Source organism: Asticcacaulis sp. AC466, from assembly GCF_000495815.1.
GTDB lineage: Bacteria > Pseudomonadota > Alphaproteobacteria > Caulobacterales > Caulobacteraceae > Asticcacaulis.
Window position 1 is genome coordinate 612,616 of record NZ_AWGE01000001.1, and the last position, 13,310, is coordinate 625,925.

At 60.0% G+C, this 13,310-nt stretch carries 14 protein-coding genes; 4 read left to right on the forward strand and 10 right to left on the reverse strand.

What is annotated here, in order from left to right:
- Positions 1-165: 165 nt before the first annotated feature.
- On the forward strand, positions 166-561 hold the full coding sequence (locus AEAC466_RS25760) for a hypothetical protein (protein ID WP_235074123.1): 396 nt from the start codon (positions 166-168) through the stop codon (positions 559-561).
- A gap of 222 nt (positions 562-783) precedes the next feature.
- Positions 784-1,455, forward strand: coding sequence for a DUF3617 domain-containing protein (locus AEAC466_RS25765; RefSeq protein WP_052025034.1), 672 nt, complete (start codon positions 784-786; stop codon positions 1,453-1,455).
- Here AEAC466_RS25765 and AEAC466_RS25770 read toward each other — a convergent pair whose 3' ends face one another.
- The 9 genes from AEAC466_RS25770 to AEAC466_RS25805 all read right to left on the reverse strand — a co-directional run bounded on the left by AEAC466_RS25770 (position 1,456) and on the right by AEAC466_RS25805 (position 9,648).
- Complete coding sequence (locus AEAC466_RS25770) at positions 1,456-1,881, reverse strand: hypothetical protein (protein WP_023456609.1); 426 nt, start codon at positions 1,879-1,881, stop codon at positions 1,456-1,458.
- Between the two features lie 101 nt (positions 1,882-1,982).
- A complete protein-coding gene (locus tag AEAC466_RS25775; RefSeq protein WP_023456610.1) occupies positions 1,983-2,525 on the reverse strand; it encodes a DinB family protein in 543 nt (180 codons plus the stop codon).
- 3 nt (positions 2,526-2,528) lie between these two features.
- Positions 2,529-2,885, reverse strand: coding sequence for a dihydroneopterin aldolase (folB, locus tag AEAC466_RS25780; protein ID WP_023456611.1), 357 nt, complete (start codon positions 2,883-2,885; stop codon positions 2,529-2,531).
- Positions 2,882-3,427: a 6-carboxytetrahydropterin synthase gene (locus tag AEAC466_RS25785; RefSeq protein WP_023456612.1), complete on the reverse strand. Its 546-nt coding sequence runs from the start codon at positions 3,425-3,427 to the stop codon at positions 2,882-2,884. The genes folB and AEAC466_RS25785 overlap by 4 nt, the downstream gene beginning before the upstream one ends.
- 144 nt (positions 3,428-3,571) lie before the next feature.
- Positions 3,572-4,609, reverse strand: a complete 1,038-nt coding sequence (gene fba / locus AEAC466_RS25790; protein ID WP_023456613.1) for a class II fructose-bisphosphate aldolase — start codon at positions 4,607-4,609, stop codon at positions 3,572-3,574.
- Positions 4,610-4,729: 120 nt separating this feature from the next.
- The gene (locus AEAC466_RS25795) at positions 4,730-5,941 is read right to left on the reverse strand and encodes a phosphoglycerate kinase (RefSeq protein WP_023456614.1); all 1,212 of its coding nucleotides are present in this window, start codon (positions 5,939-5,941) and stop codon (positions 4,730-4,732) included.
- Between the two features lie 110 nt (positions 5,942-6,051).
- Positions 6,052-7,074, reverse strand: coding sequence for a type I glyceraldehyde-3-phosphate dehydrogenase (gap, locus tag AEAC466_RS25800; protein ID WP_023456615.1), 1,023 nt, complete (start codon positions 7,072-7,074; stop codon positions 6,052-6,054).
- Positions 7,075-7,287: 213 nt separating this feature from the next.
- A complete protein-coding gene (locus AEAC466_RS43565) occupies positions 7,288-8,913 on the reverse strand; it encodes a HAMP domain-containing sensor histidine kinase (RefSeq protein WP_023456616.1) in 1,626 nt (541 codons plus the stop codon).
- A gap of 3 nt (positions 8,914-8,916) precedes the next feature.
- The gene (locus AEAC466_RS25805) at positions 8,917-9,648 is read right to left on the reverse strand and encodes a response regulator (protein WP_023456617.1); all 732 of its coding nucleotides are present in this window, start codon (positions 9,646-9,648) and stop codon (positions 8,917-8,919) included.
- A 222-nt stretch (positions 9,649-9,870) separates the two neighbouring features.
- Here AEAC466_RS25805 and AEAC466_RS43570 point away from each other — a divergent pair, with 222 nt between their 5' ends.
- Together AEAC466_RS43570 and AEAC466_RS43575 are read left to right on the forward strand one after the other, a co-directional pair.
- A complete protein-coding gene (locus AEAC466_RS43570) occupies positions 9,871-10,275 on the forward strand; it encodes an EF-hand domain-containing protein (protein ID WP_023456618.1) in 405 nt (134 codons plus the stop codon).
- 180 nt (positions 10,276-10,455) lie between these two features.
- A complete protein-coding gene (locus AEAC466_RS43575) occupies positions 10,456-10,992 on the forward strand; it encodes an EF-hand domain-containing protein (RefSeq protein WP_023456619.1) in 537 nt (178 codons plus the stop codon).
- Positions 10,993-11,262: 270 nt separating this feature from the next.
- Here the strand turns inward: AEAC466_RS43575 and tkt are convergent, their stop codons facing one another.
- Positions 11,263-13,245, reverse strand: coding sequence for a transketolase (gene tkt, locus AEAC466_RS25810; RefSeq protein ID WP_023456620.1), 1,983 nt, complete (start codon positions 13,243-13,245; stop codon positions 11,263-11,265).
- Positions 13,246-13,310 lie beyond the last annotated feature (65 nt).

Genomic DNA, 13,310 nt, shown 5'->3' on the forward strand with positions numbered 1-13,310 from the left:
CCACAATCACACTGGATTTTTATACGGTTTAGGGTGACCTTAGGTAGCGGATAGCACCTGCTCAGGACCGGGCTTTAACCCCGATCTAAATGGCTTATTAACCCTGAGGATGGATGCTTTTCGCACTTTCGTGATGCGTTCGTCAAAATTCGGGGTATGGCTGAAATGCGTAGGACAAGATTGAATGTGGTGCCGCCTGTCTCCAAGGAGATAGCCTTAGGCTCGAAAGAGATTGCACTCGGTCAGGTGATCGATGGCGACAAGGTCATGAGTCTGCCGACCCATGTCACCCATAAGGCCAATTTCATTGACGATTCGACGCCTCAGGTTCGCGAGAGCCGTACCCAGCGGGTACGGCGTCTTCAGGAAGAGGCGCGGGCGCTGGCCCGTGAACAGATCGCCGAATTCGAAGTCTTGCTGGATGCCACAGCGAAGGCCGCAATGGAAATCGCCGACGGTGGCGAGGTCTATTCCATTGGCGCCCGCGAAATCTGCCGACGCCTGGCCGATGAATTGCCGCGGACCTTGCAAACCCTTCAGGTTATTTCCAAAAAACGCTAAAATTTTCTCCGGATAGTGGACGTGCCGGTGGCTGTGCTGCCGGCATTTTTCGTGTCTGGCGGGAAAATTTTCGCCCTATTGCATTATAACACTGGTACAAATCCGCCACTTCCCTTATTCTTAAAGGGTTCTTGGGTCGTTATAACGTTTATATAAACGGTAAGCGATGCGAGTGTGGATCAGAAGTGATCGGTAGGGATAAATGTCCCAGGGGTACGGATTATGCCGTCTTTTGCAGGTAGCCTGTATTTTGCAGGTAGGCTGGGTCGTCTGGGGATGGTCGCCGCCGTCTTTATTGTGTCCGGGTGTCACAAGAAGCCGGAACCGCCGGTTGCGCCTGTACCGAAGCCTACCCCGGTTGTTACCTCTAAGCCCTCCGTCCCCCTGCCGGCCCGTCAGCCGGGATTATGGGAGACGCGCGTTACGGAACAGGGCAGTGCCGGGGGGGCGCAGATATTGCAGATTTGCATAGATGCCGATACGGACCGGCGTCTTGGCATCCTTGGCACGGACTTGTCCGGTGATACCTGTACGCGCCGCACCGTCAGCCTGGAAAACAACGGAAGCTGGGGTTTGCTGGCCGAATGCACTATGGTTCCCGGCGTGGTCACGGAATATTCGGGCGCTATCACCATCGGTTCAGACCAGACCTATGACATGAAGGTCCGAGCCCAAACCACCGGCGCCAATCAATTGAACCGTGTCACAAATTACGTGGTGACCTCCAAGCGCCTGGGAGGCTGTAAGGCGGGGCAGGCTCCCGGCGATATTGTCAATGATGGGGTGAAGATGAACCTGTTCGATATGGCAGGCGTCAAACGTGACCGTAAGTCGGCCGGACCGGTGGGTGACGCCGGGGCAGCAACCAAACCCGCAGACGACGTTGTGGACTGATCAGACCAACCAGGTCGTGGCGTTTGGTACAGGCCGGCTATGGAGAAGATGATTGAAGCCCATGATGGCGCGGCCCACGGTATAGCCGAGCGAGGCGAGCACCAGACCGAGAACCACGATGTTGATGACCGGGCTGGCGATGGCATGACGCTGGACGAAGGTGTAGGCCACCGCCGTTAACAGGACCGGGCCTATCGCATACCAAAAGGTGCGTTTTTGAAAGGTATAGTGACCTTTGAGCCAGTCCGGCGCCTTGTCTTCGACGAAGTTGGCGATCAGGAGGGCGACCATGGCGCTCAGCCCGAAGGTCATGACCGTGAACATCAGCAAGCCGTAGTTTACAAAGGCGATGAAACGTTCATCGGCCAAGAAGGCCTTGAAACCATTGCCTATATCCTTGGCGGTGACGGGTGGCTTGGTGGTCATGACTATATCCGTGTGACGATAGGATGAACCTAGCACAGGATTTCATGCTGCAAAGCAGTATTTACAAGCCTTGGAACCCGGCGGCCGGATGGCTAAGCGCCCTATGTCAGATCCGGCACCAGCGGCGCCAGGTCTGTGACCCCGATATCCAGTCCCATTTGACTGAGCAAGGTTGTGATCTGGCCGCGATGATGAGTCTGGTGATTGAAGACATGGCTGAGCACCAGGCCAAGCGTCCTGGTGAAGGGTTGGCCGCTGGCATTGCGGTAGGCGAGCGGTGCGGCTATGTCTGCGTCTGTAAGCTGGTCTATGAAGCGAATGAAGAGGGCGTCCAGTGTTTCACGGACGGGCGCCAACCCGGCAAGTGTCGGATAGAGCAGGTCGGCCAGTACCGCAGGCTTGGGCAGGGCATCCAGCGGCATAAGAACCTGGCCAAACGGGTGCGGGCGGAAGCGGTTGAGCCATATGAGGTCCGCGACGACCAAATGGTTGAGGGTTCCCAGCACCGAGCCGAAAAAGGCGCCACGCGCGGCCATGAGGTCCGCATCTGGCACCGGGGTGAGCAGCGCGATCAGCCGGGCGTTCATGACGCTGTTATACGTTGCCATCAGGCGCAGATGTTCTTTGTAGGCCAGTTCCGCCATGGTTTAATCCCTTGTGTGGATGACGCATACCCCAGCCTGGTCGGCGTCGTTGAGCGCCTCCGGCTTGACGATGGTGACTTCGACGCGTTGAACGTGCGGCAGCACAACCATTGTGCGCGCCATATCATCGGCCAGAGTCTCGACCAGCTTGATGTGACCGCGTGCGATGAAGTCGCGGGCTATATGGCCGACCATTTCATAGTTGAGCGTGTCTTTAAGGCTATTAATCGTATGGGTGTCGATGTCGAAAACGGCATCGATGATCAGTGGCTGTGTGCGGCCGTGTTCATGGTCGTAAATGCCGATAGCGGCCTCGACGCGCAGACCGCGAACGAAGACACGGCGGGACAACAGCGTCATTGGGCGCTCCAGGCTGAGGGCGGCAACAGGTCGTTCAGGCTGAGATCGGCGCGGTGGCACCATTCACCCAGCCGGATCGGGCAAGCGGCAATGTCGGCGGGTGTCAGGATCACGCTATTGGTCGGCGTTTCCTCAATTTCAAAGCGCACACACTCGAAATCGGGCAAATGGGCGGCCAATATAGCGTTCAACTTCATATAGAGGGCGGTCGCCACGGCTTCGGTCGTCGGATCGCCTGCGATGACGAGCAGGCGCGACAGCAATTCAGGTTCATGCTGCTGAAAATAGCCAAGCATGGGATCATCATGGCCCAGTTGAAATGCATGGTCGAGGCTGTCATCGACAAATCTATGCCACTGGCGTTTCAGATCGGCGAAACTGGCGGCATAGTTGGCGCCGCCCCACGCCACCTCACGGCCGGCCCTGGCTTGCAGGCTAACCGCGACGAATTCATTGTGGCCATGCGGCGTCATGCACTTCGAATTCTGGTCGAAGCGCAGGCGGTGGGCCATGGAAAAGCGGCGTTTAAACTGGATAAGCATGATGCCTGCGTTCAAGCGCAAACCGGACCGAGAGTCAAATTGTCTCTCACACGGCCTTCCTGGGACGCTGACCGGCCGACGATATATCCGCGACCGGGCCTTGTCCGCCACGATGTGACGGACAAGGCGGGAGGCAGAGAAGAGTTACAGGTAGAACTGCACCATGGTCGATAGACCGACCGGCTTGATCTTGGGGGCGTTGCCGGCGGCGCCGAACTGTTCGAAGCGGTCTTCACACACTTTCTGCATCATGGCGTAGGCCGGTTTGAAGTAGGTGCGCGGATCGAAAACCGACGGCGTCTTGGCAAAGGTTTCGCGGATGCCCGCCGTGATGGCCAGGCGCAGGTCGGTGTCGATATTGATCTTGCGTACGCCCATCTTGATCGCTTTTTGCAGCTCTTCGATCGGCACGCCCCAGGTTTGCGGAATTTCACCGCCGTACTGGTTGATGTGATCCTGCAATTCCTGCGGCACCGACGACGATCCGTGCATGACTAGGTGGGTATTGGGCAGGCGTTTGTGGATTTCGCTGATGACGTTCATGGCCAGCACTTCGCCGTCAGGCTTGCGGGTGAACTTGTAGGCGCCGTGCGACGTGCCCATGGCGATGGCCAGGGCGTCCACGCCGGTTTTGGCGACGAAATCGACGGCCTGATCCGGGTCGGTCAGCAATTGCGAATGGTCGAGCACGCCTTCGGCGCCATGCCCGTCCTCGGCTTCGCCCATGCCGGTTTCCAGCGAGCCCAGTACGCCCAGTTCACCTTCGACGGAGACGCCGCAGGCATGGGCCATTTCGACGACGCGACGGGTGACGTCGACATTGTAATCGTAATCGGCCGGTGTCTTGGCGTCAGCCTTCAGCGAGCCGTCCATCATCACCGAGGTAAAGCCGTGCTGGATGGCCGAGGCGCAGGTGCCGACACTGTTGCCGTGATCCTGGTGCATACACAACGGGATTTCCGGGTAGATTTCGACCAGGGCATTGATCATGCGCTTCAGCATCAGGTCGTTGGAATAGGCGCGCGCGCCGCGAGAGGCCTGGATAATGACGGGCGCCTGCGTCTTGCGCGCCGCCTCCATGATGGCGAGGCCCTGTTCCATATTGTTGATGTTGAAAGCCGGCATGCCGTAGCTGTTTTCGGCGGCATGATCGAGCAGTTGACGTAAGCTGATACGAGCCATGATTATTTTTCCCTCTTTCTCATTGGCTTTCGGGGTTTGGCCGGCCCACGTGGCTGGGCCGCTTTTTAAATCGCGCGGATGTGACCTTTTGGTCTTTTGTGCATCAGCGAAATGTAAATTTTAAATAGGCTTGTCTGTTTCCTCCAGAGCGGCGACGCCAGGCAAAACCTTACCTTCCATCCATTCGAGGAAGGCACCGCCCGCCGTAGAAACGAAGGTCATATCGTTGGCGACACCGGCGTGGTTCAGCGCGGCGACGGTGTCGCCACCGCCCGCTACCGCTACCAGCTTACCCGCTTTCGTTTGCGACGCAGCAAATTTCGCCGCTGCGACCGTCGCGGCGTCGAAAGGTGGCAATTCGAACACACCGAGCGGTCCGTTCCAGATCAGGGTTTTGGACTTCGCCATGACCTCGGTCAGGGCGGCGACCGTCTTCGGGCCGGCGTCGAAAATCTTGTCATCAGCCGACAGAGGCTCGCCCAGGTCCTGGGTGCGGTGGGCGGCATTGGCCTTGAATTCCTGCGCCACGACAACGTCGACGGGCAACAGGATACGGCAGCCCTTGGCCTCGGCTTCCTTGAGAATGTCCAGCGCCGTGTCCTTGAGATCTTTCTCGCACAGCGACCCGCCAACATCGTGGCCCTGGGCGAACAGGAAGGTGTTGGCCATGCCGCCGCCGATCGCCAGCGCATCGAGCTTGCCGACGAGGTTTTTCAACAGGTCCAGCTTGGTCGACACCTTGGAGCCGCCGACGATGCCGAGCGTCGGGCGCTGCGGATTGCCGAGTGCGGCATCCAGCGCCGTCAGTTCGCGGCGCATGCTTTCACCGGCATAGGCCGGGATGAGGCGCGCGAGCGCTTCTGTCGAAGCGTGGGCGCGGTGCGCGGCGGAGAAGGCGTCGTTGACATAGATGTCACCGAGCCGCGCCAGTTCGGCGGCGAATTCAGCATCATTGGTTTCTTCGCCGGGATGGAAGCGGACGTTTTCCAGCAGGATGACGCCACCGGCTGGCAAGGCGGCGATAGCGGCTTCGGTGGCATCGCCGACGGCATTGTCGGCGAATGCCATGGGCTTGCCCAGAAGGATCGCCAGGGCGGGTGCCACGAAGGCGAGGGACATGGATGGCACGACCTTGCCTTTCGGACGGTCGAAGTGTGCCAGCAAAGCGACCTTCGCGCCCTTGCCGATCAGCTTTTCGATGGTCGGCAGAGCGACCTTCAGACGCGTGTCGTCGGTGATGCGTCCGTCTTCGACAGGCACATTGAAATCGACACGGACCAGGGCGGTCTTGCCGGTAAGGTCGGAGAGGTCATCGAGGGTCTTGAAGGGCATGGATTATCTCACAGGTCGGAAGGGGCCGGCGTAACCGTCGCGGCGCGGGAGGCGTGTGGCCGCCCGAAACGAAAAACCCCGCCGGATTAGACCGGCGGGGTTCTAGTCTATTACAGGAATTTCGCGAAGGCGATGGCCGTGTCGGCCATGCGCGAAGAGAAGCCCCATTCGTTGTCATACCACGACAGGATGCGCACCAGCTTGCCTTCGATAACCTGGGTCTGGGCCAGGGCGAATGTCGAGGAGGCCGGCTCATGGTTGAAGTCATGCGACACCAGCGGTTCGTTGGTGTAGGCGAGCACGCCCTTCATCGGGCCATCGGCGGCAGCGACGATGGCGGCGTTGATTTCGTCCTTGGTCACCTCACGGCCGGCGTTGAAGACCAGATCGACCGCCGATACGTTCGGCGTCGGCACGCGGATCGAAGACCCATCCAGCTTGCCCTTCAGTTCCGGCAGGACGAGGCCGACGGCCTTGGCCGCGCCCGTCGAGGTCGGGATCATGCTCAGCGCGGCAGCGCGGGCGCGGTACAGATCTTTGTGCATCTGGTCGAGCGACGGCTGGTCGTTGGTGTAGGAATGGATCGTCGTCATATAGCCGTTGACGATGCCGCACAGGTCATTCAGCACCTTGGCGACCGGCGCCAGGCAGTTGGTGGTGCAGGACGCGTTGGAGATAACGCGGTCTTCGGCGGTCAGGCTGTCGTGGTTGACGCCATAGACGATGGTCTTGTCGGCGCCATCGGCGGGCGCGGAGACGATGACGCGCTTGGCGCCGGCTTCCAGGTGGGCGGCGGCCTTGTCGCGGGTGGTGAAGATGCCGGTGCATTCAAAGGCGATATCGACGCCTAAGTCCTTGTGCGGCAGTTCGGCCGGGTTCTTGATCGCCGTTACCTTGATCGGGGCGTAAGTCTTGCCATTGGCGACGATGACAATGCTGTCGCCTTCGACGGTGACCTTGGCTGGGAACCGGCCGTGGATCGAGTCGTAGCGTAGAAGGTGCGCATTGGTTTCCACCGGGCCCAGGTCGTTGATCGCGACCACTTCGATGTCCGTACGGCCATGCTCGATGATTGAGCGCAGGACAAGACGACCGATACGGCCAAAACCGTTGATGGCGACACGTAAAGCCATGTGGAAATCCTTTTCTGAATGAGCTGCGTCCCGGCGATCCGGACAGGCACCTGGACGCGCCGGTTCTTGAACCTTAAGACCTTGAAGTCAAGCCCTATTTAGCGTCTGAACCTATATGGTAACGCTATCACGCGAATTCCATATCGGCGCATTATGTTTACTGCCGGACCTGTCGATTTGTTGGTTTTTCCTGAAACCAACGGGTGGCGATGGTCAGCGCGTGCGCGAACGGGATTTGTCCAGCCGGGGCATGGTCATCAGCAGTTCAAGACCTACGATCCGCGCGCCTTCGTAACGGTTGATTGCCGTCAATGTGCCGCCTTGTGCCTCGGTCAGGGCGCGGGCGACCGACAGGCCGAGGCCAGTGCCGCCGGTATCGCGGTTGCGCGACGATTCCAACCGGTAGAAGGGTTCGAACACGGTCTCCAGCATGTCCGGCGGCAGGCCAGGACCGGCGTCGATAATCCGCAGCTCTGCGGTCTTGCCGCGCGCCGAAAGTTCGATGCGACATCCGCCGGCATAGCGGCCGGCGTTTTCGACCAGATTTGTGATAATGCGCTTCAATGCCACCCCGTCGCCCTTGACCATGATGTTTTCCTCGATAACGGCAGGCTCCAGGGCACAGATGGCGCTCAGGTCGTCGCCCAGGGATTCGACCAGGGACGAGAGGTCAAGCGCCCGCAGGATTTCGTTCATCTTGTGCGCGCTGGTGAAACTCATGGCGCTGCGGATGAGGCCGTCCATGTGGGCGATGTCGCCGTTAAGTTTGTCCCTTATGGCTGAGGGCAGGTCCTCGATACGCAGGCGCATCCGGGCCAGAGGCGTTTTCAGGTCGTGGGCGATCGCGCCCATAAGCGCCGTGCGGCTTTCGACCTGCTTGCGGATTCGCGTCTGCATATCGTTGAGCACCTGGGCGGCTGCGCGCACCTCACGCGGGCCGACGGCCAGGACCGGCGGGGCATTGTCTTCTACACTCAGCTTGGCGGCGGCTTCGGAGAAGGCAATAATCGGGCGCGACAACCGCTGCGACAGCCACCAAGCCAGTGGCAGGATGAGCAGAGCGGTCAGTCCGAAGCCTAGCAGCAGCCGTTCCTGCCAAGGCTCAATCAGGCTGCGCGGCGGACGCAGGACACGCCAGCTGCCGTCCTTGAGTTTCCAGGCGGCGCTGAAGGCCGGATAGACGACGTCGGCCCGGCTGTCCGTCGGGATATAGCCGCCCGGAAATGGCCCGGGCGTCATGTCCTGGCGCCCACTTGACGACGCGTCATGCGGAGGCCCTGGGTAAAATTCGTGCTCGGCCTCCTGTCTGTTCTGCGGCGCCGGGAAGTCGTGCTGGACGAATAGTCTGGAGCCTTGGCCTTCCGGCTCATTTGGCTGTCCATTTGCGCCGGCGCCGTTCCGTTCGCCGTAGGGGAGCGAGCCGCGATAGCTATCGAAACGACGCGACTCGTCGAAGGGATAGCGTGGGCGTATTTCGATGACGATGGTGTCGGCCGGCACCTTCAGATCGGCTGCCAGCCGCATGGCCAAGGTGTTTTGTAAGGCGAGACCGCGCGGCCCGTGCTGCCACCTTTTGGCGACGAAATCCGGCGTCGTTTTCAGGGTCTCGGCTTTCAAAACGCGCCCGTTGCGCAGCTTTACCACCCCACCTTTTAGTGCGGTTACGGCTTCCGGGAGGCTGTAGCCTGAAGGCGGCGGCTCCGGCGCTTTTAGAACGACTAGGGTATTGATACCCAACGACAGGATCAGCACAGCGAAGCTCAATCCCATGACCTGCCAGAAGATGGGCAGGGAGATCAGGTTCGAACGGGTAGGGGCGGTGGGCGCTGAATCGGGCAAGGATTACTTCGTGGGCTTGAACATATAGCCAATGCCGCGGATTGTGCGGATGATATCTTCGTTCGTGTCATCGGCCAGCTTGCGGCGCAGGCGTGAAATCTGCACGTCGATGGCGCGATCAAAGCTGTCGGTATTGGGGCCGTGCAGGTAGTCGAGGATCTGGTCGCGGGACAGAGCGCGGCCAGGCCGGTCGAGGAAGACGCGCAACAATTCGAATTCGGCGTTGGACAGGGCCACCTGCACGCCGTCCGGACGCAGCAGCGTCCGCTTGATATTATCGAGCTGCCAGCCGAAAAAATGCGATACGGGTGATTTTTCGCCGCTGTTGGTGCGGGCTTCGCGACGGCGCATTACAGCGCGGATTCGCGCCAGAAGTTCGCGCGGGTGAAACGGCTTGGCCATGTAATCGTCGGCACCGAGTTCCAGGCCGACGATACGGTCGATTTCCTCACCGCGCGCTGACAACATGATAACCGGCGGGCCAGATTGCTCGTTGAGGCGCTTGCAGATCGACAGGCCGTCTTCGCCCGGCATCATGTAGTCGAGTACGACCAGCGCGATATCGCCGCGCGCCAGTATCTTTTCCATGTCGCGGCCTTGCGCCGCGGTGTGAACGTCGAAACCGTTCTGACCGAGAAAATTGCTGATCAGTTCGCGCAGGTCGGCGTCATCGTCGACGACCAGAATACGCGGCTGGGGGGCAGGTTGCGGTTCGGTCAGGACAGGGTGTGCCATTGGGAGGTACTCACGGTGAGAGGGCCATAGAAAAGCATATTTCGGTGTGGCCTGGATGCCGCAGGCTTGCGGCTTTCCGATGTCGTCAGTGTAACATTAAATCTTGTTTTCGCCCAATTTCGCTTCTGCGTGACATTGCGGGGAAACAGCCGTCGCGCATCATGGCGGCCAGGGAAGGTCTCAGGCACAGAGGGCCTTTCGATTAAAAAAGAGGAAAAATAGATGTTTAAATCCGTAATATGGGCCGGTGCGCCGCTCATTCTGATTGCGGCGTTTACCCTGCCGGCGCTGGCCGACGGTCATGGCGGCCCTGATCGTAAGGGACCTCCGCCGCGACCGACGTTCAGCGATATCGATACGAACAAGGATGGCGTGATCAGTCAGGCCGAGTTTGATGCTTTCAGACCTAAGAAAGAAGAACGCCCGCGTGACGGCAGTTTTCACAGGCATGGCCCTCCCGACCTGAAGGGGCTGGACACCAATGGGGATGGCAAGGTGACATTCGAAGAATTCTCAGCGCCGATGAAGACCCGCTTCGACCGTCTCGACACCAACCATGACGGGGTTCTGTCCGCCGACGAATTGACGCCTGCGCGTGATGATGGCCCTCCGCCCCCGGCCACCTGAAACGTAACCTGAAAGGTAAGAGCTGCCGTGGATGGCATAACTGGCCGGGACCCTTGGGTTCCGGCCTCTTTTTTCGAGTTTGCGATTTATCCACAGTCAGCGACGGAAAGCAGCGGGCGTGCCGTTCGATAGATAACGGCACTTATGGGGACTGTTCCTTTCTTAGACAGGACAATCGATATGTCACGCAAACTGATGTTTATTTCTCTTCTGGCGCTTGCCGCGGCCTGTGGCGGCGCAATGGCCCAAACCGCGTCGCAAACGACGCCGGATACGACGATGAAGACTCCGACAGACCATCGCGGCGGCAACTGGGCGGGCAAGCGCGCGCAAAAATTCGACGCCATGGATGTCAATCATGATGGGGTCCTTGAAAAGTCGGAGGTCTCCGGCCATCTGGCGGCGCGCTTCGACGAGATTGACGCCAATCACGATGGCAAGATAACCCGCGACGAACTGCGGGCCGCCCATAAGGCTCATTCCGCTGACCGACGGGCCGATAGGCAGTCGAAGCGGATGGAGCGGGCCGATACCAATCACGATGGCAAGCTGTCGTGGGCGGAAGTCGAGGCCCAGGCGAAGGCACGGTTCGACAAGGCCGATACCAATCACGACGGCTTTCTGGATGCCTCCGAACAGGCAGCCGCCCATCACGGTTGGGGCCAAAAAGGTAGGCATCGTCACGCAGAGACATCTGGAAAAATGGCCGGGCAATAATTTTAAAAAAGTGCGACGGACGTTACGGGTTTATGCGTTTGACTGACGTAGCGTGCATCAATCGCCCTGATTGCTGCATCCTGGTTAGACTCTGACCGTGTCCGTATCTCCCCGGAGCGGACGCGGTTCGGACGGAGCCGTGGCGACCGCCGTTGCCACGGCTCTTTTTCTTTAAATGCTTGTTTTCTTGCTGTTTGTTTTCAATCTGCGAATACTAAAAACCCCCCGCCGGACAGCCGACAGGGGGTTATTTTTTGGCGCGCGGGTGGATTAGAGAGCGGCTTTTGCCTTGGCCGCGACGTTTTCCGCGGTAATGCCGAATTCCTTGTACAGGCGGTCAGCGGGAGCAGAGGCGCCGAAGCCGGTCATGCCGACGAAGATGCCTTCATTGCCGATGAACTTTTCCCAGCCCAGAGGGGCAGCGGCTTCGACGGCGACGCGTACCGGCGCTTTGCCGATAACGGAGGCCTTGTAGGCGGCGTCCTGCGCATCAAAGATATCCCAGGACGGCGTAGATACGACGCGGGTGGCGATGCCATCGGCTTCGAGCAGCTTTTGCGCCGCGATAGCCACGGAAACTTCGGTGCCGGACGCAAAGATCGACACCTTGGCGTCACCGGAGGCCGGGCTCAGTTCATAGGCGCCCTTGGCCGACAGGTCGCCGCCCTGGGTGCGGACAGCCGGGACCTTCTGGCGCGACAGGACCAGCATGGACGGACCCTTTGCAGTCAGCGCGGCCTTCCAGCATTCGGCGGCTTCCACCATGTCGGCGGGGCGGAAAACATGCAGACCTGGCATGGCGCGGTATGACGCCAGATGCTCGATCGGCTGGTGGGTCGGACCGTCTTCGCCGACGCCGATGGAATCGTGCGTCATGACGTGCACGACCTTTACCCCCATTAACGCGCCGAGGCGAATCGCGGGACGCGAATAGTCGGAGAAGACAAAGAAGGTGCCGGCATAAGGCAGGACGCCGCCATGCAGGGCCATGCCGTTCATAGCCGCGGCCATGCCGAATTCACGCACGCCGTAGTGGACATAGCGGCCGCCGTAATTGTCGGTATCGAAGGCTGTCATGCCCTTGACCAGTGTATTGACCGAACCGGTCAGGTCGGCCGAGCCGCCAACGAGGGTTTCGATGACTGGCGTCAGGGTGGCCAGCGCCTTGCCGGAGCAGGAACGGGTGGCGTCGGCGGGCTTGGTGGCGATGGCGTCGGCGATATGGGCGTCGAGCACTTCGAAGGCATTGGCCGGCAGCACGCCACTCATGGCGGCGGTCAGTTCGGCAAATTTCGGATTGGATTTCGCCTTGTCTTCCCAAGTTTTGCGCGCCTTCGTGCCCTTACGACCCGCAGCCAGCCAGGCCTTTTTGACGTTTTCCGGCAAGGTGAACGGCTCGTGCAGCCAGTCCATATGTTCGCGCGCGGCCTTGATTTCGTCGTCCATCAGGTTGTAGCCGTGGCCGTGTTTGTCGCCTTCCTTGGCGCCGGCGCGACGCGACACGGCGGTCTTGCAGGCGATCAGGACAGGCTTGGTCTGTTGAGTGGCCCAGCGCATGGCAGCGGCGATCTTGCTGTGGTCGTGGCCGTCGATGGCCTTGACAACCCAGCCGGCGGCCTTGAAACGCGCCAGTTGATCACCGGTTTCGGCCAGGGTGGCGTAGCCGTCGATGGTGACATTGTTGTCGTCGAACAGGACGATCAGGTTGTTCAGCTTGAGGCGGCCGGCCAGGGAAATGGCTTCGTGCGACACACCTTCCATCAGGCAGCCATCGCCGGCGATGACCCAGGTCTTGTGGTTGACTAGGTCGTCGCCAAAGCGGGCATTGAGATGACATTCGGCCATTGCCATGCCAACGGCGGTGGCCAAGCCCTGGCCGAGCGGGCCGGTCGTGCATTCGACTCCGGCGGTATGGCCGTATTCCGGGTGGCCGGCGGTGGTGGAGCCCCACTGGCGGAAATTCTTGATGTCTTCCATCGACACCGACTTAAAGCCGGTCAGGTGGAGCAGCGAATAGAGCAGCATCGAGCCATGGCCGGCCGACAGGACGAAGCGGTCGCGGTCGGCCCAGTCGGGTTGCTTCGGATCGTATTTCAGGAACTTGGTCCACAGAACCGTTGCCACGTCCGCCATGCCCATCGGCATGCCTTGGTGGCCTGATTTGGCGCGGTGCACGGCCTCCATCGACAGGACGCGGATCGCGTCGGCCATCAGGACACCGGACGGCTTCAGCGGAAGAAGGCTTGTGGACATGGGTGAGTCTCTATTAAAGTGTTAATGTGGCAGGAGTCGGTGAGCCTTTAACCGAACTTCTCCCC